Annotated in this window: 29 protein-coding genes; 20 read left to right on the top strand and 9 right to left on the bottom strand. The window is 69.2% G+C overall.

Features of this window, described 5'->3' with window-relative positions; all coding sequences use genetic code 11:
- Positions 1–4: 4 nt before the first annotated feature.
- Both aroB and M9945_RS19165 read right to left on the bottom strand, forming a co-directional pair.
- Positions 5–1,144 (bottom strand): 3-dehydroquinate synthase, encoded by a 1,140-nt coding sequence (gene aroB, locus M9945_RS19160; protein ID WP_367945824.1) that lies wholly within the window; start codon positions 1,142–1,144, stop codon positions 5–7.
- Positions 1,141–1,755, bottom strand: coding sequence for a shikimate kinase (locus M9945_RS19165; RefSeq protein WP_367945825.1), 615 nt, complete (start codon positions 1,753–1,755; stop codon positions 1,141–1,143). Before M9945_RS19165 ends, aroB begins: the two co-directional genes overlap by 4 nt.
- A 141-nt stretch (positions 1,756–1,896) precedes the next feature.
- On the opposite strand from M9945_RS19165, the gene M9945_RS19170 reads away from it, so the two are divergent.
- The gene (locus tag M9945_RS19170; RefSeq protein WP_367945826.1) at positions 1,897–2,046 is read left to right on the top strand and encodes a histidine kinase; all 150 of its coding nucleotides are present in this window, start codon (positions 1,897–1,899) and stop codon (positions 2,044–2,046) included.
- A gap of 211 nt (positions 2,047–2,257) precedes the next feature.
- Here the strand turns inward: M9945_RS19170 and M9945_RS19175 are convergent, their stop codons facing one another.
- The 3 genes from M9945_RS19175 to M9945_RS19185 all read right to left on the bottom strand — a co-directional run bounded on the left by M9945_RS19175 (position 2,258) and on the right by M9945_RS19185 (position 4,680).
- Positions 2,258–3,223 carry a sensor histidine kinase gene (locus M9945_RS19175; RefSeq protein WP_367931483.1) on the bottom strand — a complete coding sequence of 322 codons (966 nt, stop codon included), beginning with the start codon at positions 3,221–3,223 and terminating at the stop codon, positions 2,258–2,260.
- 291 nt (positions 3,224–3,514) lie between these two features.
- Positions 3,515–3,682 (bottom strand): DUF1328 domain-containing protein, encoded by a 168-nt coding sequence (locus M9945_RS19180; RefSeq protein WP_367931484.1) that lies wholly within the window; start codon positions 3,680–3,682, stop codon positions 3,515–3,517.
- Positions 3,683–3,885: 203 nt separating this feature from the next.
- A complete protein-coding gene (locus tag M9945_RS19185) occupies positions 3,886–4,680 on the bottom strand; it encodes a response regulator (protein ID WP_367931485.1) in 795 nt (264 codons plus the stop codon).
- Between the two features lie 237 nt (positions 4,681–4,917).
- Here M9945_RS19185 and M9945_RS19190 point away from each other — a divergent pair, with 237 nt between their 5' ends.
- Complete coding sequence (locus M9945_RS19190; protein ID WP_367931499.1) at positions 4,918–5,139, top strand: NepR family anti-sigma factor; 222 nt, start codon at positions 4,918–4,920, stop codon at positions 5,137–5,139.
- Positions 5,140–5,163: 24 nt separating this feature from the next.
- Complete coding sequence (locus tag M9945_RS19195) at positions 5,164–5,712, top strand: sigma-70 family RNA polymerase sigma factor (RefSeq protein WP_367931486.1); 549 nt, start codon at positions 5,164–5,166, stop codon at positions 5,710–5,712.
- On the opposite strand, the gene M9945_RS19200 is transcribed toward M9945_RS19195, so the two are convergent.
- Positions 5,698–6,108: a response regulator gene (locus tag M9945_RS19200; protein ID WP_367931487.1), complete on the bottom strand. Its 411-nt coding sequence runs from the start codon at positions 6,106–6,108 to the stop codon at positions 5,698–5,700. The genes M9945_RS19195 and M9945_RS19200 overlap by 15 nt on opposite strands.
- A gap of 262 nt (positions 6,109–6,370) precedes the next feature.
- Here M9945_RS19200 and M9945_RS19205 point away from each other — a divergent pair, with 262 nt between their 5' ends.
- Both M9945_RS19205 and M9945_RS19210 read left to right on the top strand, forming a co-directional pair.
- Complete coding sequence (locus M9945_RS19205; RefSeq protein ID WP_367931488.1) at positions 6,371–6,706, top strand: YqjD family protein; 336 nt, start codon at positions 6,371–6,373, stop codon at positions 6,704–6,706.
- Positions 6,707–6,771: 65 nt separating this feature from the next.
- Positions 6,772–7,224: a hypothetical protein gene (locus M9945_RS19210; RefSeq protein WP_367945827.1), complete on the top strand. Its 453-nt coding sequence runs from the start codon at positions 6,772–6,774 to the stop codon at positions 7,222–7,224.
- A gap of 93 nt (positions 7,225–7,317) precedes the next feature.
- Here the strand turns inward: M9945_RS19210 and M9945_RS19215 are convergent, their stop codons facing one another.
- Positions 7,318–8,232 carry a diacylglycerol kinase family protein gene (locus tag M9945_RS19215; protein WP_367945828.1) on the bottom strand — a complete coding sequence of 305 codons (915 nt, stop codon included), beginning with the start codon at positions 8,230–8,232 and terminating at the stop codon, positions 7,318–7,320.
- A 258-nt stretch (positions 8,233–8,490) separates the two neighbouring features.
- Here M9945_RS19215 and M9945_RS19220 point away from each other — a divergent pair, with 258 nt between their 5' ends.
- The 9 genes from M9945_RS19220 to M9945_RS19260 all read left to right on the top strand — a co-directional run bounded on the left by M9945_RS19220 (position 8,491) and on the right by M9945_RS19260 (position 18,148).
- A complete protein-coding gene (locus M9945_RS19220) occupies positions 8,491–9,507 on the top strand; it encodes a PRC-barrel domain-containing protein (RefSeq protein ID WP_367945829.1) in 1,017 nt (338 codons plus the stop codon).
- A gap of 182 nt (positions 9,508–9,689) precedes the next feature.
- Positions 9,690–10,625 (top strand): VOC family protein, encoded by a 936-nt coding sequence (locus M9945_RS19225; protein ID WP_367945830.1) that lies wholly within the window; start codon positions 9,690–9,692, stop codon positions 10,623–10,625.
- Between the two features lie 5 nt (positions 10,626–10,630).
- Entirely contained in the window at positions 10,631–11,251 is a 621-nt protein-coding gene (locus tag M9945_RS19230; protein WP_367945831.1) for an alpha/beta hydrolase, read from the top strand.
- 11 nt (positions 11,252–11,262) lie between these two features.
- Positions 11,263–11,559: a GNAT family N-acetyltransferase gene (locus tag M9945_RS19235; protein ID WP_367945832.1), complete on the top strand. Its 297-nt coding sequence runs from the start codon at positions 11,263–11,265 to the stop codon at positions 11,557–11,559.
- 101 nt (positions 11,560–11,660) lie between these two features.
- The gene (locus M9945_RS19240; RefSeq protein WP_367945833.1) at positions 11,661–13,520 is read left to right on the top strand and encodes an ATP-binding protein; all 1,860 of its coding nucleotides are present in this window, start codon (positions 11,661–11,663) and stop codon (positions 13,518–13,520) included.
- Positions 13,517–14,875 (top strand): sigma-54-dependent transcriptional regulator, encoded by a 1,359-nt coding sequence (locus M9945_RS19245; RefSeq protein ID WP_367945834.1) that lies wholly within the window; start codon positions 13,517–13,519, stop codon positions 14,873–14,875. The genes M9945_RS19240 and M9945_RS19245 overlap by 4 nt, the downstream gene beginning before the upstream one ends.
- Positions 14,876–15,104: 229 nt before the next feature.
- A complete protein-coding gene (locus M9945_RS19250) occupies positions 15,105–16,082 on the top strand; it encodes a tripartite tricarboxylate transporter substrate-binding protein (RefSeq protein ID WP_367945835.1) in 978 nt (325 codons plus the stop codon).
- 76 nt (positions 16,083–16,158) lie between these two features.
- Complete coding sequence (locus M9945_RS19255; RefSeq protein WP_367945836.1) at positions 16,159–16,641, top strand: tripartite tricarboxylate transporter TctB family protein; 483 nt, start codon at positions 16,159–16,161, stop codon at positions 16,639–16,641.
- A 1-nt stretch (position 16,642) separates the two neighbouring features.
- Positions 16,643–18,148, top strand: coding sequence for a tripartite tricarboxylate transporter permease (locus M9945_RS19260; protein ID WP_367945837.1), 1,506 nt, complete (start codon positions 16,643–16,645; stop codon positions 18,146–18,148).
- Positions 18,149–18,154: 6 nt separating this feature from the next.
- On the opposite strand, the gene M9945_RS19265 is transcribed toward M9945_RS19260, so the two are convergent.
- Positions 18,155–19,162 (bottom strand): NAD(P)H-quinone oxidoreductase, encoded by a 1,008-nt coding sequence (locus tag M9945_RS19265; protein ID WP_367945838.1) that lies wholly within the window; start codon positions 19,160–19,162, stop codon positions 18,155–18,157.
- Positions 19,163–19,270: 108 nt separating this feature from the next.
- Here M9945_RS19265 and M9945_RS19270 point away from each other — a divergent pair, with 108 nt between their 5' ends.
- The 3 genes from M9945_RS19270 to M9945_RS19280 all read left to right on the top strand — a co-directional run bounded on the left by M9945_RS19270 (position 19,271) and on the right by M9945_RS19280 (position 21,273).
- Positions 19,271–19,462: a DUF1192 domain-containing protein gene (locus M9945_RS19270; RefSeq protein WP_367931771.1), complete on the top strand. Its 192-nt coding sequence runs from the start codon at positions 19,271–19,273 to the stop codon at positions 19,460–19,462.
- A gap of 156 nt (positions 19,463–19,618) precedes the next feature.
- A complete protein-coding gene (locus M9945_RS19275; protein ID WP_367945839.1) occupies positions 19,619–20,902 on the top strand; it encodes an MFS transporter in 1,284 nt (427 codons plus the stop codon).
- A gap of 107 nt (positions 20,903–21,009) precedes the next feature.
- The gene (locus tag M9945_RS19280) at positions 21,010–21,273 is read left to right on the top strand and encodes an ArsR/SmtB family transcription factor (protein ID WP_367931773.1); all 264 of its coding nucleotides are present in this window, start codon (positions 21,010–21,012) and stop codon (positions 21,271–21,273) included.
- A gap of 86 nt (positions 21,274–21,359) precedes the next feature.
- Here the strand turns inward: M9945_RS19280 and M9945_RS19285 are convergent, their stop codons facing one another.
- On the bottom strand, positions 21,360–21,536 hold the full coding sequence (locus M9945_RS19285; RefSeq protein ID WP_367931774.1) for a YdcH family protein: 177 nt from the start codon (positions 21,534–21,536) through the stop codon (positions 21,360–21,362).
- Between the two features lie 228 nt (positions 21,537–21,764).
- Here M9945_RS19285 and M9945_RS19290 point away from each other — a divergent pair, with 228 nt between their 5' ends.
- Genes M9945_RS19290 through M9945_RS19300 form a run of 3 tightly spaced genes read left to right on the top strand, consistent with a single transcriptional unit; the run spans position 21,765 to position 23,586 of the window.
- Positions 21,765–21,968 carry a YdcH family protein gene (locus tag M9945_RS19290; protein WP_367931777.1) on the top strand — a complete coding sequence of 68 codons (204 nt, stop codon included), beginning with the start codon at positions 21,765–21,767 and terminating at the stop codon, positions 21,966–21,968.
- A 38-nt stretch (positions 21,969–22,006) separates the two neighbouring features.
- The gene (gene purE / locus M9945_RS19295; RefSeq protein WP_367945840.1) at positions 22,007–22,504 is read left to right on the top strand and encodes a 5-(carboxyamino)imidazole ribonucleotide mutase; all 498 of its coding nucleotides are present in this window, start codon (positions 22,007–22,009) and stop codon (positions 22,502–22,504) included.
- Positions 22,501–23,586 carry a 5-(carboxyamino)imidazole ribonucleotide synthase gene (locus M9945_RS19300; RefSeq protein ID WP_367945841.1) on the top strand — a complete coding sequence of 362 codons (1,086 nt, stop codon included), beginning with the start codon at positions 22,501–22,503 and terminating at the stop codon, positions 23,584–23,586. The genes purE and M9945_RS19300 overlap by 4 nt, the downstream gene beginning before the upstream one ends.
- The last annotated feature ends 252 nt before the right edge of the window (positions 23,587–23,838 follow it).

Consider the following 23,838-nt stretch of genomic DNA (forward strand, 5'->3'; position numbering starts at 1 on the left):
GCGATCATCCCGCGCCGGACGGCAGCATCGCCGTCCTGAGGAACGCCAGCACCTCGGACGACGCGACGTCCTTTGCGATGAAAGCGCGGCCGATGCCGCGCGTCAGGATGAAGGTCAGTGCCCCGCGTGCAACCTTCTTGTCCTGCGCGATATAGTCGAGCATCCGCTCCGGCCCCGGCAGCTCGCCGGGAATCTCGCCCGTCGATATCGGCAGGCCGACGGCCGCGAGATGCGCCTCGACACGGTCAGCGTCGTCGGGACTGGCGAGGTTGAGGCGCGCCGAGAAGCGGTGCGCCAGCGCCATGCCGATGGCGACGCCCTCGCCATGGACGAGGCGGGCGCTGTCATAAGCCGTCGCCGCCTCCAGCGCATGGCCGAAGGTATGGCCGAGATTGAGCAGCGCCCGGTCGCCGGTCTCGTATTCGTCGCGCGCCACCACGGCGGCCTTGGCGCGGCAGGATTCGGCAATGGCGTGGGCGCGCGCCGGCCCGCCGTCGAAGACCTCGCGCCAGTTCGCCTCCAGCCAGGCGAAGAAATCGGGCCGGTCGATCAGCCCGTACTTGGCGACCTCGGCATAGCCGGCGCGGAACTCGCGAACGGGAAGCGTGTCGAGCGCGCCGGTGTCGGCCAGGACCAGCGCCGGCTGCTGGAAGACGCCGACGAGGTTCTTGCCGCGCGGGCTGTTGATGCCGGTCTTGCCGCCGACGGAGGAATCGACCTGCGCCAGCAGAGAGGTCGGCATCTGGACGAACCGCATGCCCCGCCGCACGATGCCGGCGACGAACCCCGCGAGATCGCCGACCACGCCGCCGCCGAGCGCGATCACCGCGTCGCCCCGTTCGAGCCGCGCCGCCAGCACCGCGTCGACCACTTCCTCGAGCATGGAAAAGCTTTTGCTCTTCTCGCCGGGCGCGACGGTGATCGTCGTCGCCGCGATGCCGGCGGCCTCGAGGCTGGCGGCAAGCGCGGCCGCATGGCGCGCGGCGACGTTTTCGTCGGTGACGATGGCCGCGCGCGCGCCCGGCAGCCGCGCGGCGATCTCGCGGCCCGCCGCGCCGATCAGGCCGTCGCCGATCAGGATGTCGTAGGCGCGCGCGCCCAGTTCGACACGGACGGTCTCGATGCGTCGTTCAGCAGCACTCATGGCTCCGCCCTTTCCCTGGCCCGGCGTTCGAGATGGTCGGACAGCGACCGGAACGTCTCTTCGGCGATGATCTCGCGCGTCGCGTCGCGCGTCTCGACGGTGATGTCGGCGAGCGCGTAGACCGGATAGCGCTCGGCCATCAGCCGCTCCATGACACCGCGCGGGATCGGCGCCTTCAGCAGCGGCCGGTTCTGGTTCTTCGACACGCGATCCATCAGGAGGTCGAGCCCGGCCTTCAGCCAGATCGAGACGCCGTGCTCGGCCACCGCCTCGCGCGTCTGCGCGTTCATGAAGGCACCGCCGCCGGTCGAGACCACGCGCGGCCCCTCGCGCAGCAGCCGGCCGATCACCCGCTGCTCGAGCGCGCGGAACTCCGGCTCGCCGTAGCGCTCGAAGAGCTCGGGCACGGTCATGCGCGACACCGCCTCGATCTCGTGGTCGCTGTCGACGAAAGGCAGGTCCAGCATCTGCGCGAGCCGCCTGCCGATGGCGGTCTTGCCAGCGCCCATCAGCCCGACGAAGACGATGGCGCGCCCGCCCAGCCTCTCGCGGGCCGTTCCCGCGCGATCGGCCCCGGCGTCGGTCTCCCCGGTCAATGGCTCGTCCGTCATCGCCCATGCCTCGTTTGCGGCGGTATCGACATGAAAAGCGCGGTTGCGTCAAGCAGCGCCGCGAACGGTAGTCCTTGAAATAGCTGCGCCACCGTCCCATAACGGCACGGCCTCGCAAGGACAACGACCACAGGCGCGTGCATGCCGACACTGTTCAGGTTCCTGACGATACTGGCCGTCCTGGCCGGCCTTGCCTATGGCGCCATGTATGCGTTGGCCGTCTATTTCGAGCCGAGGAAAGGTGAGATGACGGTGCGCATCCCGCCCGAGCGGCTCAACCCGCAACGCTGAGGCGAAAATTTCGCCGGGCGCGGGAACCTTTCCGCCCCGCAGGTGTTTCTGTCATGGCGACCGCACGTTCGTACCCCAAAGCCCCCCCCCAACGGATGCGACGGTTGCCAGGGCGGGCGATTTCAGATCGACACCGCACAGAAAGCCGGCCGCAAGGCTGGCTTTCTCATTTTAAGGGCTTCAAGCCGGCCGCGAGCCCGGCGTTCTCATTTCAGGCGGCTTCGAAATTGGCGGCGGGTATTTCCAGCCGGTAGTCGAGGCGCTCGTCGCTGACGTCGAAGCGCGCCGTGCCGTCGAGCGACATCGGCACCACCCGCTCCAGCGCCACGCTGGCGAAATCCTTGCGTTCGGGCAGGCCGGCGGCGCCGGCGGGCTCGCTCCATGTCAGGACGAGCGCGGGCGCCTCGCCCGCATCCTGGCGGCTGAGCGTCGCGGTCAGCCGCGCCTGCCCGCCCGGCCGCGCCAGCGCGCCATGGCTCATCGAGTTGACGACGAGCTCGTGCAGCGCCAGCCCGATATGCAGCGCGGCATTGGGATTGAGATGCACGTCGACGCCTTCGAAGCGCACGCCCTCGTCGCTCTCGTCGCGATAGCGCGCGATCTGGCCTTCCACCAGTTCGCTCAGCATCGCGCCGCGCCAGTTGGAGGAGGTGACGAGGTCCTGCGAGGAGGCGAGCGAATGCAGCCTGCCGCGGAAGCGGTCGAGGAAGCTGTCGATGCCGGAAGCGTGGCGGCCCGTCTGCGTGGCGATGCTCTGGATGATGGCGAGGAGGTTCTTGGAGCGGTGGCTCACCTCGCGCAGCAGCGTGCGCAGGGTCTGCTCGCGATGCTTGCGCTCGGTGATCTCGACCATGGTGGTCACGACCCCGGCGATCTCGTCGTCGTCGCCGCGGTCGGCGTCGATCCACATGTCGTACCAGCGTCCGCCGCTCTCGACGCCCTCGTGGAACTCGAGCTTCACCGGCTGGCCGGAGGCGAGCACCTCGGCCCGCATCTCGGTGACGCGCGCGGCCATCGGCCCGGGCAGGAATTCGCCGTCCTCGCTGCCGAGGATGTCGCCGTCGGCCCACTCCTCCGGCACGTTCTGCCCCCACAGGACGCGCATGTCCGGCGTCTGGTAGATGACGACGATCCCCGTGTTGCGCAGCGCGCGCAGCAAACCCCGCCTCAGCTGCACCTTACCACCCCATGTCGAGTTGCCTCGTGCCGGGCCGCCCCGTGTCGGTCCGAATCGTCCCCGCGTCCCGTCCGCCGCGCGCGCGACGGATCAGGACAGGATAAGAGGAAATTCGTGAACGAAGCCTGACCCATGAGAAGGGCTCCGTGAGCGGGGTTCCGGAATGGCCGCGCCGGACAGACAGGCTTCATGCCCGGCTGTCCGACTGGAGACGGAACCAAGAGTGAGGGGCTGCAAGGTTCCGACTTTCACGCGCGCCCGACCGGGCCGGGCGCGGCAACACCACCTGCTCTACCCCGCCCGCCTGACCAGACCGGCCACCAGCGAGATGACGAGGAAAGCGAGGAAGATGAAGAACAGGATCTGCGCGATGCCTGCTGACGCGCCGGCGATGCCGCCGAAGCCCAGCGCCCCGGCGATGATCGCAACGACGAGGAATACGAGCGCCCAATAGAGCATGGTATGTCTCCCTTCCGGTCGGCATGAACTGAAACGATGTCTGAAAACGCAATTTTGAGGTGTTGGTTCCATGCCGCTGCGGCATTTCGCCGGTGCGCCCCGGGCCTGCCGGCCGCCCCATGGAAAGGGCCGCCCGAGAGGCGGCCCGTCGTTCCGATTTCATGGCACCACGGAGGCCGCCGGCCGCCCGTGGCGATGCTTCGTCAGGCCGCCGCCTGCGCCTGCCGGTCGAAGAACAGCGCCTGGCTGATCAGCGCCTTGACCATCTCGGGATGGAACGGCTTGGTGACGAGGAAGGCCGGCTCCGGCCGCTCGCCGGTCAGGAGCCGCTCTGGGAAGGCGGTGATGAAGATCACCGGCACCGGCGTTCCCGCCAGGATCTCGTTGACCGCGTCGATGCCCGACGAGCCGTCGGCGAGCTGGATGTCGGCCAGCACCATCTTGGGATTGGCCTTCGCAAACAGCGCCACCGCTTCCTTGTGGGTGCGGGCGGTGCCGACCACGCGATGGCCGAGGCTCTCGACAAGCTGCTCGATGTCCATGGCGATCAGCGGCTCGTCCTCGATGATGAGGATGTCGGTCGCCACCTGCCGCGAGATTTCCTCGCTCGCCTCGGAGAGGAGCCGGGTGAAGTCCTTGTCGCTGACGTCGAGGATCTCGGCGGCTTCGGTCTCGGAAAAGCCCTCGACCGCGACCAGCAGGAACGCCTGCCGCGGCAGCGGCGACAGCGCCGAGAGGTTGGCGGCGGCGCGGCTTTCCCAGGCAAGCCGCGTCTCCGGTTCCGGCACGCGCACCCCGACGGAGGTGAACAGCTTGGCAAAAACGCGATAAAGCCCGATCCGGTCGCTCGAAAGCGAAGGGAACACGCTTATATCGGCGATGATGGTCTCCAGCGTAGCCGCCACGAGCGCGTCGCCGCTGGTCTGCGATCCCGTCAGCGCGCGAGAGAAGCGCCTGAGATAGGGCAGATGCGGGGCGATCCGTGTGGACAAGGTCATGATATGGCGTCTCCCTCAATGACGATGCATGAAAAGCCGACCCAAGGCCGGCATGCAACAGGAGACGAAACGCGGCCGGCAAAAAAAAGTTCCGTCGCGCCGGAACAATCTCGCGATGGCGGCGTTTACTCCCCGTCCGGCGGCCGAACCGTTTGCCGGAGAAAGGAAAATGCGCATTGGACTGAAGCCTGGTGTCCATCGCGAGGGACCGGGCGAACGGGGGCCGTGAGAACCAGCATGAAAACAGCCAGAGCGACCGCCGCGGGCGGTCTTGACAGAGCGGGCCGCCGCGCCGATCCGTTGGGGACGAATTCCGAGATCGGACGCAAGCTCAAGCAATATTACGACGATCTCATTTCCGAGGCCGTGCCGGACAAGTTCCAGGATCTGCTGAAGCAGCTCGAAGAGCGCGAGCAGACGGCCGGACCGGCGGCAGCCGCCGTTTCCGACCGGGAATAAGAATCCATACTCCAGGGAGCTCAGATGGACGATCGGTCGACCTTCAGGCAGGATTTGCTCGACGCCATTCCCAGCCTGCGCGCGTTTGCCATCTCCCTGTCGCAGAATGCCGACAGGGCGGATGACCTGGTGCAGGAAACGCTGGTCAAGGCCTGGGACAAGCAGGCCTCCTTCCAGCCCGGCACCAACCTGAAAGCGTGGGTGTTCACCATCCTGCGCAACGAGTTCTATTCGCAGATGCGCAAGCGCGGCCGCGAGGTCCAGGACAGCGACGGCGTCCTCACCGGGCGGCTGGCGGTGCATCCCGGCCAGCACGGTGCGCTGGATCTCGACGATTTCCGCACCGCGCTCGAGACGCTGCCGGAGGACCAGCGCGAGGCGATCATCCTGATCGGCGCGTCGGGCTTCTCTTATGAGGAAGCGGCCGAGATTTGCGGCTGCGCGGTCGGAACCATCAAGAGCCGGGTCAGCCGGGCGCGCACGCGCCTCCAGGAGATCCTTCAGGTCTCCGGCGACGGCGACTATGGCCCCGACGCCATCTCCTCGCAGGTGATGGGCTCAAGCGCCGCCTGATCGCGCGCCGGCTTCCGGGCCGGTCCGGGCGATCGCGGCGGCCAGCGCCTCCATCAGCGCGCCGCCGGCGAAGGGCTTGCCGATCACCGCGACGTCCGGGAAATCGTCGAACAGCCCTTCCGCATCGGCATGGCCGGTGGCGAACACGAACGGGATGCCGCGGGCGGCCAGCTCGCGGGCAACGCCGAAGGTCGGCTGGCCGGCCAGCGCCACGTCGAGGATGCCGGCATCGGGCACGGCCTCGGCAAGCATCTCGCCCGCCTCGTCGAGCGCATGCACGAGCACGACCTCCGCAGCGCCGTGCTCGCGGCACAGCAGCTCCACATCCATCGCGATCAGATGCTCGTCCTCCATGACGAGAACCCGCATGCCGGCCAGCGGAAGGTCGCCACGCATCAAAGCCCCTCCTGGAAAAGCGGCCTTTTGGCCCGGCCCGACGGGCCTGTCATCTCACTTGATATAAACGCAGCTTACAATTTATCTCGCTTGATATAAATGCAACTTGCAATCGATACACAAACGCATACCACAATTGATAATTGCATGGCCGGGCGGCGTTTTTTCCGTATGATGGCGGCCATGGCGGCGGCCGGGAACCCCCGGCGCGGCCGCGCGTTGATGCCCGGAAACGAACGGCAACACAACAGGAGTTTGCATCATGGCGACAGCAGCAAGCGGCAAGGCCGGCAAGGCCGAAGACAAGGCGGTTCCCGCCGATCTCGAGGCCGAACTGGCGCAGCTGCGCGAGGACGTCGCGCGCCTGACCGAGCAGCTGGCGAAGACCGGCGAGCACACGATGTCGGCAGCGCGCCGCGCGGCGACCGAAGGCGCCGAGCAGCTTCGCGTCAAGGGCGAGGAGGCAATGTATGCGCTCAAGTCCAATGCCGGCGACATCGAGCGCCAGGTCACCGACGCGGTGCGAGAGAAGCCGCTGACCTCGCTCGCCATCGCCGCCGGCGTCGGCTTCTTCTTCGCGTTGCTTTCGCGCCGCTAGGGCAATTTCCGGAAAAGTGCGAAGCGCTTTTCCGTCCGGAATTGCGAAAACCCAAGGAGTAGTCCGTGCAGGCGCTCGTCTCTCTCGTCGCCGCGATCGTCTCCGGGGAAGCCTCGGACGCGGTCGCGCGAGCGCGCCGCGCGGCGCTCGTCTATGCGCTGGCCGGGCTTTTCGTCCTGGTCGGCGCAACCTTCCTGCTCGTCGCCGGCTTCATCGCCGCAGCGCGCGAGATCGGCGCGTTCCCGGCGGCGCTGTGGTTCGGCGGCGGCTTCGTCGTCCTCGCCCTGCTGCTCGTCGGCATCGACCGGCTTGCGGCGAGCTCGCGGGCCAAGCGCGAGGCGAAGCGCCGGCGCGAGGAAGCGCGGGCCATCGCCAGCGCCGCGGCTGTTGCGATCCTGCCGACCCTGCTCGCCTCGCGCGCCCGCGGTTTTGCGCTGATCTTCCCGGCCGCCGCCGCCCTCGCCTACGGCGTGTGGCGCGAGAACGCCCCGCGCAGCAGGGACGACGATCCCCGCTGAACGCCGGAGGAAGCGGCGGCGCGATCGTCGCCGCCTCCCTGCAAGTTCTCTAACTCTTCGTCCTCTTCCAGATTCTGCGGCCTCGGCCCGCGATCAGCCGCGCTCCTTCGCCTGCGCGGGAACGAGCACCTTCAGCGCGCCGGGCAGGATGCGCAGCTGCGTCTCCGTGCCGAGATCCGCGAGTTCCCCGTCCATGGCACAGCCGAAGCGGCGATGATGCGCCACCAGCCGCAGCGTTACCTCCCGCGCCTGATGGACGTCGACATGGGCGTTGCGCCGCCAGCGCCCGAACAGCGCGCCGAGCGCGAACAGGGCAAGATCGCGCCGCCGCCGCGCCCGCGTGACATAGACCCCGAGCACGCCGCCGTCGGGGCGTGCGGCATAGGGCAGGCGATAGCCCTCCCCCAGCAGATTGTTGGTGATGCTGATCCCCGAGGCGCGGACGACGATCTCGCGCCCGTCCAGCGTCAGCGCCGCGGCCAGCCGCGGCGGCCGCAGGAAGGCGGCGAACCCGGCCTGAAGCGAGGCGATCATCTTGCCGTAGCGCGAGCCGAAGCTCTTCTTTTCGCGCAGCCTTATCAGCTTGGTATGCAGCCCGACCGAGAACTGGTGGACGAAGATGCGCCCGTCCGCTTGCGCGACGTCGACCGCCCGCACCTCGCCCGTCGCAAAGGCGGCGACCGCCTGGTCGAGATCGGCGGGAATGCCGAGGCTGCGCGCGAAAAGGTTCATGGTGCCGGCCGGCAGGACCGCCAGCGCCTTGTCGGACCCGGCGAGCCGCGCGGCCGCGGCCGAGACCGTCCCGTCGCCGCCGCCGACCATGACGATGTCGGCCGGGCCGGTCGCCGCCTCGTCGAGCGCGGCATCCATGCCGTCGCCGGCGACCGCCGCGACCGAGACCGTATGGCCGGCCGCTTCCAGCGCCTCGCGCAGCGAACGCGCCACGGCATCGGCATCGCGGCGGCGCAGCGTTCCGCCATCCCTGTTCAGAACCACCTGAAAGCGCATCGGACGGGTGCTCCGCATCGGTCGGGAAATGGATCGGAAGACCGGGCATGCGCGGGCGGCCTTCGCCCGCAATCCCGTCCCGATATCCCCGCAATGCCTCTCCGGCCGCCCGGTTCCGCTGCCGCGACGGTAATTTTACCGGGGAACCTAAGCCGCACAGTCACGTTGACCCGGCGTGAAAGGCGCGCCCCGCCTCCCCTCGCTAAAAGTTCGGCAGAGCGCGCCGTGCAAATGAACATGCACAAAGGAGAGACTAACATGATCCGCAAGCTCCTGGCCACTACCGCCATTGCAACCCTCGTCGCGACGGGCGCGTCCTTCGCCCAGACCGCGCCTGCGCCGACGGCTCCCGTCGAGCAGGCGGCGCCGCAGGTGATCCATGCCGACGGCCATCTCGCCTCCGACCTCCTCGGCCAGACGGTCTATTCCAGCGCCGGTGACGACGGCCAGAACATCGGCAGCATCAGCGACATCGTCCTGTCGCCCGAAGGCACGGCCCAGGCCGTGGTGATCGGCGTCGGCGGCTTCCTCGGCCTCGGCAAGAAGGACGTCGCCATCGAGTACGACCTCATCCAGTGGACCGAGCGCGACGGCAGCCGCTATCTTATCATCGAGACCACTCCGGAGGCGCTGAAGGCGCTGCCCGACTTCGATGTCGCCGCCTATCGCCCGATGCCGGCCGACGCGCAGATCGGCAACACGACGCCGGCGACCTCGACCGATCTCGACGCCGCCAAGCAGGCTGCCGACGCGGAAGCCGCGGTGGACGCGGCCAATGACAACGCCACCGGCGCCATGCCCGACACCGCGGCCGATACGACGACCGACACCACCGACGGTGCGACCGACATGACGGCGCAGAACGAGCCGGCCGCAACCCCGCCTGCCGCCGCGCCCGCGACCGACGAAACCCGCACCTCGGCCATCGACCGCTCGACCATGACCGAGGTCCCGGTTGCCGAGATTCGCGCCGACGACCTGATCGGCACCACCGTCTACGGCGCGGGCGACGAGAATGTCGGCTCCATCGCCGACGTGATCCTGTCGGCCGACGGTCAGGTCGACGCCGTGACCGTCGATGTCGGCGGCTTCCTCGGCATCGGCGCCAAGGAAGTGGCGCTCGACTTCGACAACCTCGCCTTCATGCGTGACGGCGACGGCGACACGCACCTCTACACGCCCCTGACCAAGGAGCAGCTCGAGGCGCAGCCGGAGTACGACGCAGCGACCTTCGCCGACAGCCGCGACCAGCAGCTGATCGTCATCCCCCGCTAAGGGCGATACCGGACAGGGCCCGCGCACATCGCGCGGGCCTTTCCTTTTTGAACGATGGGTCATTCATCGTTCACATCTAGAGAACGATCCTTCGCACGGATGCGGCCTTTTCCGAGCCCCGGCATTGCCCGACATTGACACCGAACGCCGCCGTCGCGGCAACCGGAACAGGAGCGGCAGCCATGCTCGACCAGATCAAGGGGCTTCATCACGTCACCTCGCTCGCCCGTGACGCCAACGAGAACAACGCCTTCTTCACCCACGCGCTCGGCCTGCGGCGCATCAAGAAGACGGTCAATTTCGACGCGCCCGACGTCTACCACCTCTATTACGCCAACGAGGCCGGCACGCCCGGCACGGTGATGACCTATTTCCCCTTTCCCAATGCCGCGCGCGGCCGCCCCGGCACCGGCGAGGTCGGCGTCACCGCCTTTTCCGTGCCGGACGGCGCGCTCCCCTTCTGGGAGGAGCGCCTCGCCGTGCACGGCGTTTCCGGCCTCGAACGCCGCACGCTGTTCGGCGAGAAGCGCCTTTCCTTTGCCGGGCCGGACGGCGACGGCTTCGCGCTCGTCGAGACGCGGGGCGACGAGCGCGCGCCGTGGACCGGCAACGGCGTCGACGCCGACGCCGCCATCCGCGGCTTCCATTCCGTCTCGATGCGGCTGGCCGACGCCGGCGCGACGGCCGAGCTTCTCGGCTTCATGAACCACGAAGAGATCGACAGGGCCGGCGCGGTGCGGCGCTTCCGCGTCAAAGGCGGCGGCAACGGCGCCGGCATCGTCGATGTCGAGACGCTGCCCGTCGCCGCCCGCGCGCGGCAGGGCGCCGGCTCGGTCCATCACGTCGCCTTCGCCGTCGACGACCGCGACAGGCAGCTCGACGTGCGCAAGGCGCTGATGGACACCGGCTATCAGGTGACGCCGGTGATCGACCGCGACTATTTCTACGCCATCTACTTCCGCACGCCGGGCGGGGTGCTGTTCGAGGTCTCGACCAACGAGCCGGGCTTCGACCGCGACGAGGACACCGCCCATCTCGGCGAGGCGCTGAAGCTGCCCAGCCAGCACGAGCACCTGCGCCCGTTCCTCGAGAGCCATCTCGAACCGATCCGGGACTGAAGGCCATGGCGCGCGAAAGCTACATCCATCGCGTCGAGCCGGGCGTGCCCGGCGGGCCGCTCCTGTTCGCCTTCCACGGCACCGGGGCCGACGAGACGCAGTTCCTCGGGCTCGGCCGCGCGCTGATGCCTGAGGCGACGGTGATCGCGCCGCGCGGCGACGTCTCGGAACACGGCGCGGCCCGCTATTTCCGCCGCACGGGCGAGGGCGTCTACGATAGGGACGACCTCGACCGGGCGACGCGGAAGATGGCCAGCTTCGTCACGGCCCATCGCGAGGCGGCGACCGCGCCGGTGACGATCGGCCTCGGCTATTCGAACGGCGCGAACATCCTCGCCTCGGTGCTGTTCGCCCGGCCGGGCCTGTTCGACGCCGCCGTGCTCATGCATCCGCTGATCCCGTTCGAACCGGCGGATGCCGGGCCGCTGGACGGTCTGCGGGTGCTGGTGACGGCTGGCCGGCGCGATCCGATCTGCCCGCCAGAGCTGACGAAAAGCCTCGTCGCCGCCTTGCGCGGACGCGGCGCCGAGGTCGATCTTGTCTGGCACGACGGCGGCCACGAGATCCGCGAAAGCGAGATCATGTCGGCGCAGGCATTCCTCGCCGGCCTCGCCGGGCAAAACTGAAGGAGAAAGCGATGAACGACAATTTCCAGATCGAGTTCGAGGACAACGGCCACAAGGGCCGCTACGTCGTGCGCGGCACTGAGGGGGTCGAGGCCGAGATGACCTTCACCCGCTCGGGCGACAGCCGCATCATCATCGACCATACCGGCGTGCCGGACGCCTTCCGCGGCCAGGGCATCGGCGCGAAGCTGGTGACGCGGGCGGTGGAGGACGCGCGCGCCGCCGGCAAAACCATCCTGCCGCTCTGCCCCTTCGCCGCCGCCCAGTTCCGGCGCCACCCCGAATGGGCCGACGTGCTGGCGAAATAGGCCGCGCGGCGCGGGCCCTGCCGCATTCGACTCCCCCGCCCTGTCCACGCTATAAGCGGGATCATGGAAGGGTGCAGCCGACCGGGGGAAGCAACGCGCGCATGAAAAGGTTCTGGCGCCGCCACTCGATCATTCTGGCCGTCGCGGCCGGCGTGCTGTGCCTGCTGATCGCCAGCTTCGGCAACCGCACCGCCACGGCCGTCTATCTCGACCAGGCGGCGGCGCGCGGGGCCAACACGCTCGGCCTCGCCGTGACCGCGCTGCGCGGCCAGCTCGCCCGCTACGAGAAGCTGCCCGAGCTGATCGCCGACTACAAGGACGTCAAGGACCTCGTCGCCAACCACACGGACGGCGCCCGCGTCGCGGCGATGAACCGTTACCTCAAGGCGGTCAACGCGCTGCTCGAATCGTCGGACATCTATGTCATGCTGCCGGACGGGCTGACGCTCGCCGCCTCGAACTACGACCAGACGCCGACCTTCATCGGCGAGAATTTCAGCTACCGGCCCTATTTCTTCGACGCGCTCGCCGGCGGCAAGGGCCGTTTCTTCGCCCTCGGCACCACCTCGCTCAAGCGCGGCTACTATTTCGGCGCGCCGATCCGCCCCAATGGCGGCGAGACCGTCATGGGCGTCGTCGTGGTGAAGATCGACGTCGACGCTATCGAGAGCGCCTGGCGCGGCGGCGACTACGAGATCGTCGTCACCGACCCGGAAGGCATCATCTTCATGACCGGGCGGCCCGACTGGCTGTTCACCGCCCTCCAGCCGTTGACGCCGGACCGGCTCGCCCGCACCGCCGTCACCCGCCGCTATGCCGAGACGCCGCTGGTCGAGCTGCCGGCGACGCGGCTGCGCACCGCAGACGGCCACGACCTGATCTCGATCTCCGACCGCGGCGGCACCCGGCAATACCTGACCGTGACCGAGGCGATGCCCGAGGCCGACTGGACCGTGAAGGTGTTGCTCGACACCGCCTCGGTGCGCGCGCAGGTGCTGACGACGATCGCCGCGCTGGTGCTTCTCGTCGCCCTCGCCGCTATGGGCGCGGCGGTGTGGCTGCAACGGCGCGCCCGGCTCGCCGAGCGTCTCCAGGTCCAGCGCGAGGCGCAGGAGGAGCTGGAGCGCCGTGTCGCCGAGCGCACCGCCGACCTCGCCGAGGTCAACCGGCTGCTCAAGGAGGAGGTGGCCGAGCGCCGCGCGACCGAGCGCGCCCTGCGCAAGACCCAGTCCGACCTCGTGCAGGCCGGCAAGCTCGCCGCGCTCGGCCAGATGTCGGCGGCGCTGTCGCACGAATTGAACCAGCCGCTCGCCGCCGCCCGCACCTATGCCGACAATGCCGGCATCCTGATCGAGCGCGGCCGCATCGACGAGGCGCGCGAGACGGTGGGGCGCATCGCCAGCCTCGTCGACCGCATGGCCTCGATCGGCAGGCACCTGCGCAACTTCGCCCGCAAGCCCAACCAGAAGCTCGGCCCGGTCGCGCTCGACGAGGCGGTGCGCGACACGCTGGAGATCGTCGCCTGGCGGCTGAAGGCGGCCGATGCCGAGCTCGTCGTCGATCTCGGCCCCGAGCCGCCCCTCGTCCATGCCGGCTCGGTGCGGCTCCAGCAGGTTCTCGTCAACATCGTATCCAACGCCGCCGACGCGGTCGAGGGCCTGCCCGACCGCCGGATCGAGCTTTGCGCCCGGCAGGAGGGCGACCGGGTGCTGATCACCGTCGCCGACCGCGGCCCCGGCGTGCCGGAGGCGATCGCGGAACGGATCTTCGATCCCTTCTTCTCGACCAAGGGCGTCGGCAAGGGGCTGGGGCTCGGCCTGTCGATCTCCTACAACATCGTCAAGGATTTCGGCGGCTCGCTCACCGTCGGGCGCCGCCCCGACGGCGGCGCGCTCGTTTCCATCGCGCTCGACGCCGCGCACGCGCCCGCCCGTGAGACCACCCGAGAGGCCGCCGCATGAAGCCGGGCAGCATTCTCCTCGTCGACGACGAGGAGGAGATCCGCCATTCGACGGCCCAGTCGCTCCAGCTCGCCAGCTTCGCGGTCAGCGGCTTCCCCTCGGCCGAGGCGGTGCTCGACTACGTCACCCCCGGCTTCAACGGCGTCGTCGTCAGCGACATCCGCATGCCGGGCATGGACGGCATGACGCTGCTGGCCCGGGTGCGCGACATCGACGCCGACCTGCCGGTCATCCTCGTCACCGGCCATGGCGACGTGCAGCTCGCCGTGCGCGCCATGCGCGAGGGCGCCTACGACTTCATCGAAAAGCCGTTCGACGCCCAGCATCTCGCCGACGTCGCCGCCCGTGCGCTCGACCGCCGCGGCCTCGTGCTGGAGAACCGGCTGCTGCGCGCCGCCGCCGGCAAGAGCGACGACCTGGAGGCCCGGCTTCCCGGCCGCTCGCCGCCGATGATCGACCTGCGCTATCGGCTCAGGGCGCTGGCCGGCACCGACGCCGACGTGCTGATCGTCGGCGACACCGGCGTCGGCAAGGAGGTGACGGCCCGCGCCCTCCACGACATCAGCGGCCGCGCCAGCCGCCCCTTCGTCGCCATCAACTGCGCCGCCCTTCCCGAAAGCCTGATCGAGAGCGAGCTGTTCGGCCACGAGGCCGGCGCCTTCCCCGGCGCGCTGCGTGCCCGCTACGGCAAGTTCGAGCACGCGCGCGGCGGCACCGTGCTGCTCGACGAGATCGGCTCGATGCCCGCCGACACGCAGGCCAAGCTGCTGCGCGTGCTGGAGGAGCGCGAGATCGTGCGCCTCGGCTCCAACGAGCCGATCCCGCTCGACGTGCGCTTCATCGCCACCAGCAAGGCCGAGCTGGCCGAGGAGGTCGCGGCCGGCCGCTTCCGCGCCGACCTGTTCTACCGCCTCAACGTGGTGACGCTGCGCATCCCGCCGCTCGCCGACCGGCGCGGCGACGTCGCCCTGCTCTTCCTCCAGCTCGTGCGCGAGGCCGCCGGCCGCTACCGCCGCGACTTCGCCGAGCCGCCGCCGCATGTGGTGGCGGAGATCGCCCAGCGCGACTGGCCTGGCAATGTGCGCGAGTTGCGCAACGCCGCCGACCGCTACGTCCTCGGGCTGGGGACGGAGGGTGTCGACATGCCGGCCGGGGAGGACGGCGCGGTCGGGCTCGCCGAGCGCGTCGCCCGCTTCGAGCGCGCGGTGATCGCCGCCGCCCTGCGCCGGCATGGCGGCAGCCTGAAGCCGGTCTATGAGGAGCTCGGCATCTCGCGCAAGACGCTCTACGAGAAGATGCAGCGCTACCAGCTCGACAAGCACGACCTCGCGCCGGCGACCGACGCGACGGAATAGCCGGCGCAACGCCCTTTCGCCGGCCAATGTGTCGGATCATGCACATCGCCGGCACCCGATGTTACCGATTCCACCCATCGCGGCGCGCCAACCGCATGACCCGGGCCCGCGCCTTCGCGAGCGGCGTTGCATTTGCCGGCGCCGCGCCGCCTAGTCGGCCATCCACGAACGGCGCTGGAGGAGACCGCGCGCCGTGTGGCTTGAACTCGGTCTCCGGGAGGACCATTCCATGAAGAAGCTCGTCGCATCGCTGATGCTCGCCGCCGCCTGCTCGGTGGCCCCGCTCACCGCAAGCGCCCAGAACTGGCCCGAGCGCCCCATCACCATGATCGTGCCGTTCTCGGCCGGCGGCCCGACCGACACGGTCGCGCGCCTCGTCGCCGAGGCCATGGGCCGCGATCTCGGCCAGCAGGTCATCGTCGAGAATGTCGGCGGGGCCGGCGGCACCGTGGGCGCCGGCCGCGTCGCCGCCGCCGAGGCGGACGGCTACACGCTGCTGCTGCACCATATCGGCATGGCCACCAGCGCCACGCTCTACCGCAAGCTGTCCTACGACCCGCTCGGCTCGTTCGAATATGTCGGCCTCGTCACCGAGGTGCCGATGACGATCATCGCCAAGCCCGATTTCCCGGCCGAGGACCTCCAGGGCCTGATCGCCTACGTCAAGGAGAACGCCGACGACGTCACCTACGCCAATGCCGGCATCGGCGCGGCCTCGCACCTGTGCGGCATGCTGTTCATGAGCGAGATCGACACCCAGCTCACCACCGTGCCCTACCAGGGCACCGGCCCGGCGATGACCGACCTGCTCGGCGGCCAGGTCGACTTCATGTGCGACCAGACCACCAACACGACGAGCCAGATCCAGGCCGGCGCGGTGAAGGCCTACGCCGTGACCAGCGCTGAGCGCCTCGACCAGCTGCCCGACCTGCCGACGACCGCCGAGGGCGGCCTCGGCTCGATGCAGTTCGGCATCTGGCACGGCATCTACGCGCCGAAGGGCACCGACGCGGCCATCGTCGACCGCCTGAGCCAGTCGCTCCAGCTCGCGCTCAAGGACCAGAACGTCATCGACCGCTTCGCCTCGCTCGCCACCACGGCCGAGCCGCAGGAGAACGCCACCCCGGCCGCGCTCAAGGCCAAGGTGGAATCCGAGATCGCGCGCTGGAAGCCGCTGATCGAGGCCGCGGGCGTCTACGCCGACTGATCCGGCCGCCCGTATACCTTTCGCCGGCGCGGCAAGGCCCGTCGCGCCGGTGCTTTCTCTTCGAAGGGGACAAACGATGACCTTCAACCGCAGCGATCTCGGGGCGGGCGCGATCTTCGTCGCGATCGGCCTGTTCTTCGGCGTCACCACGCTGATGGATCTGGACATCGGCACCGCGCGCCGCATGGGACCGGGCTTCTTCCCGATCATGCTGTCGGGCATCCTGATCGCGCTCGGGCTCATCATCGCCCTGAAATCCGTCGGCCATGCCGACGAGGCGCGCGGGCCGCTGCCCTGGCGCGGCCTCGTCGTGCTCCTGTCGGTCCCGGTCATCTTCGGCATGCTGATCCGTCCCCTCGGCATGGCGCCGGTGCTGGCGCTCACCACCTTCGTCACCTCTTTCGCCAGCACGCGCATGAGCCTGAAGGCGGCGGTGCTGCTGGCGCTGGGCCTCACCATCTTCTGCGTCGTGGTGTTCAATTTCGGCCTCGGCCTGCCGCTCCGGCTGTTCGGGCCGCTCGTCGAGCCGTGGACGCGGCCGATCTTCGGGGTGCGCTGACATGGACCTTCTGGCAAATCTCGGGCTGGGTCTTTCGGTCGCGCTCCAGCCGCACAACCTGATGTTCGCCTTTCTCGGCTGCATGCTCGGCACGCTGATCGGCGTGCTGCCCGGCATCGGCCCGACCGCGACCATCGCCATGCTGCTGCCGATCACCATGGGGCTCGACCCCGCCACCTCGCTGATCATGCTGGCCGGCATCTATTACGGAGCGCAGTATGGCGGCTCGACCACGGCGATCCTCATCAACCTGCCGGGCGAATCCTCCTCCGCCGTCACCGCCATCGACGGCTACCAGATGGCGCGGCGCGGCCGCGCCGGCGTCGCCCTCGCAACGGCCGCGCTCGGCTCGTTCTTCGCCGGCACCGTCGCCACGGTGATCCTCGTGCTGTTCGCGCCGCCGCTCGCCGCCGCGGCGCTCAATTTCGGCTCGGCCGAGTATTTCTCGCTGATGGTGCTCGGCCTCATCATGGCGGTGGCGCTGGCCCACGGCTCGATCCTAAAGGCCACCGCCATGATCGTCGTCGGCCTGCTGTTCGGCCTCGTCGGCGCCGACCTCTATTCGGGCGCGCAGCGCTTCTCCTTCGGCATTCCCGAGCTCGCGGACGAACTGAACTTCGTCGCCGTCGCCGTCGGCGTGTTCGGCATCGCCGAGATCCTGCGCAATCTCGAGAACGAGACCGACCGCGACGTGATGGTCAAGAAGGTCACCAATTTGTGGCCCTCGCGCGAGGATTTCCGCCGCATGGCCGCGCCCGTGGTGCGCGGCACCGCACTCGGCTCGATCCTCGGCGTGCTTCCCGGCGGCGGCGCGATCCTCGCCTCCTTCGCCTCCTATTCGATCGAGAAGAAGGTGTCGAAGACGCCGGAGGAATTCGGCCACGGCGCCATCGAGGGCGTCGCCGGCCCCGAAAGCGCCAACAATGCCGGCGCGCAGACCTCGTTCATCCCGATGCTGACGCTCGGCATCCCGGCCAACCCGGTGATGGCGCTGATGATCGGCGCGATGATCATCCAGGGCATCGTGCCGGGGCCGAACGTCGTCAACCAGAACCCCAGCCTGTTCTGGGGCCTGATCGCCTCGATGTGGACCGGAAACCTGATGCTGGTGCTGCTCAACCTGCCGCTGATCGGCCTGTGGGTGCGGCTGCTGACCATCCCCTACTACCTCTTGTTCCCGGCGATCATGGCCTTCGCAGCCATCGGCATCTACTCGATCAACTCCAATCCCTTCGACCTCTACGCGCTCGCCCTGTTCGGCGCGCTCGGCTACACGCTGGTGCGCTTCGGCTGCGAGCCGGCGCCGCTGCTGCTCGGCTTCATCCTCGGGCCGATGCTGGAGGAGCACCTGCGCCGGGCGATGATCATCTCGCGCGGCGACCCGATGGTGTTCGTGACCCGGCCGATCAGCGCCACGCTCCTGGCGTTGTCGGTGATCGTGCTCGTCATCGTCCTGCTGCCGTCGGTGCGCAGGAAGCGCGAGGAGGTCTTCGTCGAGGAGGAATAGAGGAGGTCAGGCGACGTCGAGCACGATCTTGCCGATGTGGTCGCCTTCCTCCATCCGCTCATGGGCGCGCCACGCTTCCTTGAGCGGGAAGATCATGTCCATCACCGGCGCGATCGTCCGCGCGCCAAGGAGCGGCCACACCTTCTGCTCGAGCTCGGCGGCGATCTGCGCCTTGAACTCGACGGAACGCGGCCTGAGCGTCGAGCCGGTATGCGTCAGCCGCTTGACCATCAGCCGGGCCACGTCGGCCTCGGCCTTGGCCCCGCCCAGCGTCGCGATCTGGACGATGCGGCCGTCGACGGCCGCCGCCGCGTAGTTGCGCGAGACGTAGTCGCCGCCAACCATGTCGAGGATGACGTCGACACCCTTGCCGCCGGTCTCGTCGCGGATGACGCGGACGAAATCCTCCTCGCGATAGTTGATCGCGCGCGCCGCGCCGAGGCGCACGCAGGCCTCGCATTTCTCTGCCGAGCCGGCGGTGGTGAAGACGCGCGCGCCGAAGGCGGCGGCGAGTTGGATCGCCGTGGTGCCGATGCCCGACGAGCCGCCATGGACGAGGAAGGCCTCGCCGGCCGCGAGCCCGCCGCGCTGGAAGACGTTGTGCCAGACGGTGAAGAAGGTCTCTGGGATAGCCGCCGCCTCGGTCAGGGTGAAGCCGGCCGGAACCGGCAGCGCGTTCGTCTCGTGCACGGTGACATACTGGGCATAGCCGCCGCCGGCGGTGAGCGCGGCGACCCGGTCGCCGATGCGCCAGCGCCCCGCCCCCTCGCCGATAACGACGACCTCGCCCGCGACTTCGAGGCCCGGCAGGTCGGATGCGCCGGCCGGCGGCGGATAGGCGCCCTGGCGTTGCAGCACGTCGGGCCGGTTGACGCCGGCCGCGCGCACACGGATCAGGATTTCCCCCGGCCCCGGCTGCGGCACTGGCCGGCTTTCCGGCTTCAGCACCAGCGGTCCGCCCGGCTCGGAAATCGCGATCGCCGTCATCGTCTCGGGAAGTGCCTTGGTCGCCATCCGTATCTCGTCCTCCGTGCATCGGCTCCCCTGATAGGGAGCGGTTTGCCCCTGCCGGCCCTCTTTATGTACACTGATGCCGGGCAAGGCAAAGCGAAGGACGAGAAAATGGCGCTGTTCGACGACGAACCCTTGAAACCGCGGCGCATTCACGAGATCGGGCAGGACCTGTCGCTGCTCTCGGTCGACGAGCTGCAGGAGCGGATCGGCCAGCTGCAGGCCGAGATCGGCCGGCTGGAGGGCGAGCTTCAGGCCAAGGGCTCGACCCGGCAGGCGGCCGAGGCGCTGTTCCGGCGCTGACCCCGCGCGGCGCGGGAAGCGGCGCATCGGGCGAATGTTTCGACGCTTTGCGACTCGATGTCGTAAACATGTGAGCGGCCGGCTCGAAAATCCGCCAGATTTCGCCCCGAATCGGAGAAGAGAGACCGGAATCGGCCGGCCGCACGCGGAGACCCCATGCTCGCCACCTATCGTTCGATCTTCTCGCTTCTCGGCGGCACCGCGTTCCTGCTCGCGGCATCGGGCCTGCACAGCCTGCTCCTGCCGCTGCGCGGCCAGGAGGAAGGCTTCTCCACCACCTCGCTCGGCCTGCTCGGCACGGCCTGGGCCGGTGGCTTCGTTGCCGGTTGCTATTTCGCGCCGTTCCTGGTGCGCAAGGTCGGGCATATCCGCGCCTTCGCCTCCTTCGCCGCATCGGGCGCCATCGTCGCGCTCACCACCGGGCTGTGGATCGACGAGGCGATCTGGATCGCGCTCCGCGCCGCCACCGGCTTCACCATGGCCGGCGCGTTCATGGTCATCGAGAGCTGGCTGAACGAGCGCGCCACCAACGAGAACCGCGGCACCGTGTTCGGCCTCTACATGATGGTCACCTACGGCGCGATCACCGCCGGGCAGATGCTGGTCGCCGTCAGCGGCGTGTCCAGCGCCGCGCCCTTCATGCTGGCCGGCATGCTGTTCTGCGCCTCGCTGATCCCGACCGCGATCTCGTCGGCCGCCACGCCGCAGCCGCTGGCCAGCGTCCGGCTCGACCTTTCCGGGCTCTACGCCAATTCGCCGGTGGCGGCGGTCGGCTGCCTGCTCGTCGGCATCGCCAACGGCGCCTGGGGCACGCTCGGCGCGGTCTATGGCGCGCGCGCCGGCATCTCCTCCTTTGAGATCGCGTCGATGATGAGCATCGTCGTCATCGCCGGCGCTCTGGCCCAGCTTCCGGTCGGCCGCATCTCCGACCGCACCGACCGGCGCTACGTCCTGTCGGCCGCCGCCTTCGGCGCGGCGCTGTTCGCGTTGGCGCTGTTCGCCTTCGCCCCGCGCTCGGGCCCGGTGATCCTCGCCCTGACGGCGGGCTACGGCGCGCTCGCCTACACGCTCTATTCGATCGCCGTCGCCCATGCCAACGACCACGCCAGCCCGGAGGATTTCGTCAAGGTCTCGGGCGGCCTTCTCCTGCTCTACGGCTTCGGCACCATGATCGGCCCGCTGGTCGGCGCGTTCCTGATGGACCGCATGCGGCCCGACAGCCTGTTCCTCGCCACCGCCGCGCCGCATTTCGCGCTCGGCGTCTACGGGCTGGTGCGCGCCCGCATCCGCCCGCCGGTCCCGGTCGCGGACCGCGAGGCGTTCAAGACGCTGCCGGCCGAGCGCGCGGTGACGCCGCAGGCGGTGCTGCTCGATCCGCGCAGCGAGCAGGAGGGCGACAACGGCAACGACCCGGAGGCGATGAAGCCGGCGGCGGAATAACGCATGCCTCCCGAAGGTGGGACCCGGTTTCGGGATAAAGGCATGCGCAAAAAAACAAGCCCACCTTTGCCGTTGCCTTGACGCCCGCGGCGCGACACTATCGGGCCATGACCCAGCCCGACGCGTTCATGGCCATCTCCGACGCCCACCGCCGCCGCCTGCTCGAGGAACTGCGCCGCGGGCCGAAGACGGTCAACCAACTGGCCGCCACGCTGCCGGTGTCGCGCCCGGCGGTGTCGCAGCACCTGAAGGTGCTGCTCGACGCCGGGCTGGTCGGCGTCCGCGCCGAGGGCACGCGGCGCATCTACGCGCTCGCCGGCGACGGCTTCCTCGGGCTCAACATCTGGCTCGACCAGTTCTGGGAAGCCTGAACCCCACCCATCGGACAACCGGCCTCAAATAAAAAGCCGGCGGCGATATCGCCACCGGCATGGTCCGGGTTTCATGTCTGCAAGGATCAGTGCTGGGTCGGCACCTGAAGCCGCTCGATCTCGTCCTTGATGGCCAGCTTGCGTCTTTTCAGCCGGGCGATCTCGAGATCGTCGACAGACGGATGCGCCATTGCCTCATCGAGCTGTCGGTCGAGGTCGCCGTGCTTGCGCTGCAGTTCCGCAAGATGGGATGTAAGAGACATGATAGGCTCTCCCTTCAAGGTTGCGTCATCGCACCGTCATCGGCACCCGCCGCGGGCCACCGGACATGACGGCGCAATGACAGTGTGCCACTGTTTTATCCGGCTGTCGAATGCGGCATTGTGGCTTTTCCCGCCGAGGTTAAACGTGTTATTAAACTCGGGCGCGCGGTCCCGCCGCGGGCGACAGCCAGCAAGGCGCGCAGCGCCGCACTCTTCAGACGGACCAGCATGTCGGAACAGGAACAGGCCGAGATTCGTCTCGAGTTTGCCAAGCTCAAGCAGGATCACACGGATTTCGACGCCGCGATCAACGCGATGATCGCCATGGGCTGCGATGCCCTCCAGATCCAGCGGATGAAGAAGAAGAAGCTGGCGCTGAAGGACAAGCTCAAGGAGCTTGAGGACCGGATCATCCCCGACATCATCGCCTGACCCGGCGCTTTGCCGGACGCCCATTCTCGGAGACTTTCATGGCCGGTTCCGCACCCGAAATCGCCATCATCATGGGCAGCCAGTCCGACTGGGCGACGATGCGCCACGCGGCCGAGACGCTAGACGCGCTCGGCGTCGCCCACGAGGATTTGATCGTCTCGGCCCACCGCACGCCCAAGCGCCTCTACGACTTCGCCACCGGCGCCAAGGCAGCCGGCTACAGGGTCGTCATCGCCGGGGCTGGCGGCGCCGCCCACCTGCCCGGCATGACCGCGGCGCTGACGCCGCTGCCGGTCTTCGGCGTTCCGGTCGAATCGAAGGCCCTTTCGGGCAAGGACTCTCTGCTTTCCATCGTCCAGATGCCCGCCGGCATCCCCGTGGGCACGCTGGCCATCGGCCGCGCCGGCGCGGTCAACGCCGCGCTCCTCGCCGCCTCGGTGCTGGCGCTTTCCGACCCGACCCTCGCCCAGCGGCTCGACGCCTGGCGCGCGGCGCAGACCGAAGGCGTCGCCCTCTACCCGGGCGACGAGACATGAGCGCGCCGCTCGCGCCCGGCGAGGCCATCGGCATCGTCGGCGGCGGCCAGCTCGGCCGCATGCTGGCCATGGCCGCCGCGCGCCTCGGCTACCGCACCGCAATCCTCGAGCCGCAGGCCGACTGCCCGGCGGCGCAGGTCGCCAACCGGCAGATCGCCGCCGCTTACGACGACCCCGGCGCGCTCGCAGAGCTCGCGCGCCTCTGCGCCGTCGTCACCTACGAGTTCGAGAACGTGCCGGTCGCCGCCGCCGAGCGGCTGGCGGCGGCCGTTCCCGTCTTCCCGCCGCCGCGCGCGCTCGAGGTCGCGCAGGACCGCCTGACCGAGAAGGCCGCGATCAACGCCATGGGCATCGGCACGGCCCGCTTCGTCGCCGTCGACAGCGACGAAGACCTCGCCGCCGGCCTTGCCGCGTTCGGCGGCGAGGGCGTGCTCAAGACCCGCCGCCTCGGCTATGACGGCAAGGGCCAGCGCGTGTTCCGACGCGGCCCGGAGGATCAAGTGCAGGGCGTCTTCGCCGCCATGGGCTCCGTGCCGCTGATCCTCGAGGCGCTGGTACCGTTCGCGCGCGAGATCTCGGTGATCGCCGCGCGCGGCCGTGACGGCAAGACCGTGGCCTACGACCCGGCCGAGAACGTCCATCGCGACGGCATCCTCCACACCTCCACCGTGCCGGCCGCCGCCGCGCCGGAAACGCTCGCCGCCGCGCGCGAGGCGGCCGCCGCCATCCTCGATGGGCTCGGCTATGTCGGCGTCGTCGGCGTCGAGTTCTTCGTGCTGGCGGATGGCGAGGTGCTGGTCAACGAGATCGCGCCGCGCGTCCACAATTCCGGCCACTGGACCGAGGCCGCCTGCGCCGTCTCGCAGTTCGAGCAGCACATCCGCGCCATAGCCGGCCTGGCTCTCGGCGATCCCGCGCGCCACAGCGACTGCGTGATGGAGAACCTGATCGGCGACGCCGTCGCCCGCGTGCCGCAACTGCTTCGCGAGAAGGACGTCGTCGTCCACCTCTACGGCAAGGCCGAGGCCCGCCCCGGCCGCAAGATGGGCCATTTCACCCGCATCATGCCGCCGCGGGGATAGCACCGGCCTCGCGCCGCAACACCTCGGTTCGCGGACGTCGGCGCCGCCCCTCACCTGCCTGCCGGCATCCTCTCCCCGTAAACGGGGAGAGGAGACACTGCCGCAGCGCCGCCGCATTCCCTTCTCCCCGTTCACGGGGAGAAGGTGGCCCGAAGGGCCGGATGAGGGGCAGCGCGGCATTCCTCCCGTTGCTGATCCCCTCGCCGCACATTCGCCGCTTGCATCCCGCCGCCGCCTGTGGATTGCTTCCCG

The sequence above is a fragment of the Aquamicrobium sp. genome (genome assembly GCF_023954335.1).
Taxonomy (GTDB): domain Bacteria; phylum Pseudomonadota; class Alphaproteobacteria; order Rhizobiales; family Rhizobiaceae; genus Aerobium.

What these genes read in the sequence shown, in the direction of transcription:
- aroB (WP_367945824.1), bottom strand. Translation starts at nt 1,144, where the DNA reads ATGAGTGCTGCTGAACGACGCATCGAGACCGTCCGTGTCGAACTGGGC.
- M9945_RS19165 (WP_367945825.1), bottom strand. Translation starts at nt 1,755, where the DNA reads ATGACGGACGAGCCATTGACCGGGGAGACCGACGCCGGGGCCGATCGC.
- M9945_RS19170 (WP_367945826.1), top strand. Translation starts at nt 1,897, where the DNA reads ATGCCGACACTGTTCAGGTTCCTGACGATACTGGCCGTCCTGGCCGGC.
- M9945_RS19180 (WP_367931484.1), bottom strand. Translation starts at nt 3,682, where the DNA reads ATGCTCTATTGGGCGCTCGTATTCCTCGTCGTTGCGATCATCGCCGGG.
- M9945_RS19185 (WP_367931485.1), bottom strand. Translation starts at nt 4,680, where the DNA reads ATGACCTTGTCCACACGGATCGCCCCGCATCTGCCCTATCTCAGGCGC.
- M9945_RS19190 (WP_367931499.1), top strand. Translation starts at nt 4,918, where the DNA reads ATGAAAACAGCCAGAGCGACCGCCGCGGGCGGTCTTGACAGAGCGGGC.
- M9945_RS19195 (WP_367931486.1), top strand. Translation starts at nt 5,164, where the DNA reads ATGGACGATCGGTCGACCTTCAGGCAGGATTTGCTCGACGCCATTCCC.
- M9945_RS19200 (WP_367931487.1), bottom strand. Translation starts at nt 6,108, where the DNA reads ATGCGTGGCGACCTTCCGCTGGCCGGCATGCGGGTTCTCGTCATGGAG.
- M9945_RS19205 (WP_367931488.1), top strand. Translation starts at nt 6,371, where the DNA reads ATGGCGACAGCAGCAAGCGGCAAGGCCGGCAAGGCCGAAGACAAGGCG.
- M9945_RS19215 (WP_367945828.1), bottom strand. Translation starts at nt 8,232, where the DNA reads ATGCGCTTTCAGGTGGTTCTGAACAGGGATGGCGGAACGCTGCGCCGC.
- M9945_RS19220 (WP_367945829.1), top strand. Translation starts at nt 8,491, where the DNA reads ATGATCCGCAAGCTCCTGGCCACTACCGCCATTGCAACCCTCGTCGCG.
- M9945_RS19225 (WP_367945830.1), top strand. Translation starts at nt 9,690, where the DNA reads ATGCTCGACCAGATCAAGGGGCTTCATCACGTCACCTCGCTCGCCCGT.
- M9945_RS19230 (WP_367945831.1), top strand. Translation starts at nt 10,631, where the DNA reads ATGGCGCGCGAAAGCTACATCCATCGCGTCGAGCCGGGCGTGCCCGGC.
- M9945_RS19235 (WP_367945832.1), top strand. Translation starts at nt 11,263, where the DNA reads ATGAACGACAATTTCCAGATCGAGTTCGAGGACAACGGCCACAAGGGC.
- M9945_RS19240 (WP_367945833.1), top strand. Translation starts at nt 11,661, where the DNA reads ATGAAAAGGTTCTGGCGCCGCCACTCGATCATTCTGGCCGTCGCGGCC.
- M9945_RS19245 (WP_367945834.1), top strand. Translation starts at nt 13,517, where the DNA reads ATGAAGCCGGGCAGCATTCTCCTCGTCGACGACGAGGAGGAGATCCGC.
- M9945_RS19250 (WP_367945835.1), top strand. Translation starts at nt 15,105, where the DNA reads ATGAAGAAGCTCGTCGCATCGCTGATGCTCGCCGCCGCCTGCTCGGTG.
- M9945_RS19255 (WP_367945836.1), top strand. Translation starts at nt 16,159, where the DNA reads ATGACCTTCAACCGCAGCGATCTCGGGGCGGGCGCGATCTTCGTCGCG.
- M9945_RS19260 (WP_367945837.1), top strand. Translation starts at nt 16,643, where the DNA reads ATGGACCTTCTGGCAAATCTCGGGCTGGGTCTTTCGGTCGCGCTCCAG.
- M9945_RS19265 (WP_367945838.1), bottom strand. Translation starts at nt 19,162, where the DNA reads ATGGCGACCAAGGCACTTCCCGAGACGATGACGGCGATCGCGATTTCC.
- M9945_RS19270 (WP_367931771.1), top strand. Translation starts at nt 19,271, where the DNA reads ATGGCGCTGTTCGACGACGAACCCTTGAAACCGCGGCGCATTCACGAG.
- M9945_RS19275 (WP_367945839.1), top strand. Translation starts at nt 19,619, where the DNA reads ATGCTCGCCACCTATCGTTCGATCTTCTCGCTTCTCGGCGGCACCGCG.
- M9945_RS19280 (WP_367931773.1), top strand. Translation starts at nt 21,010, where the DNA reads ATGACCCAGCCCGACGCGTTCATGGCCATCTCCGACGCCCACCGCCGC.
- M9945_RS19285 (WP_367931774.1), bottom strand. Translation starts at nt 21,536, where the DNA reads ATGTCTCTTACATCCCATCTTGCGGAACTGCAGCGCAAGCACGGCGAC.
- M9945_RS19290 (WP_367931777.1), top strand. Translation starts at nt 21,765, where the DNA reads ATGTCGGAACAGGAACAGGCCGAGATTCGTCTCGAGTTTGCCAAGCTC.
- purE (WP_367945840.1), top strand. Translation starts at nt 22,007, where the DNA reads ATGGCCGGTTCCGCACCCGAAATCGCCATCATCATGGGCAGCCAGTCC.
- M9945_RS19300 (WP_367945841.1), top strand. Translation starts at nt 22,501, where the DNA reads ATGAGCGCGCCGCTCGCGCCCGGCGAGGCCATCGGCATCGTCGGCGGC.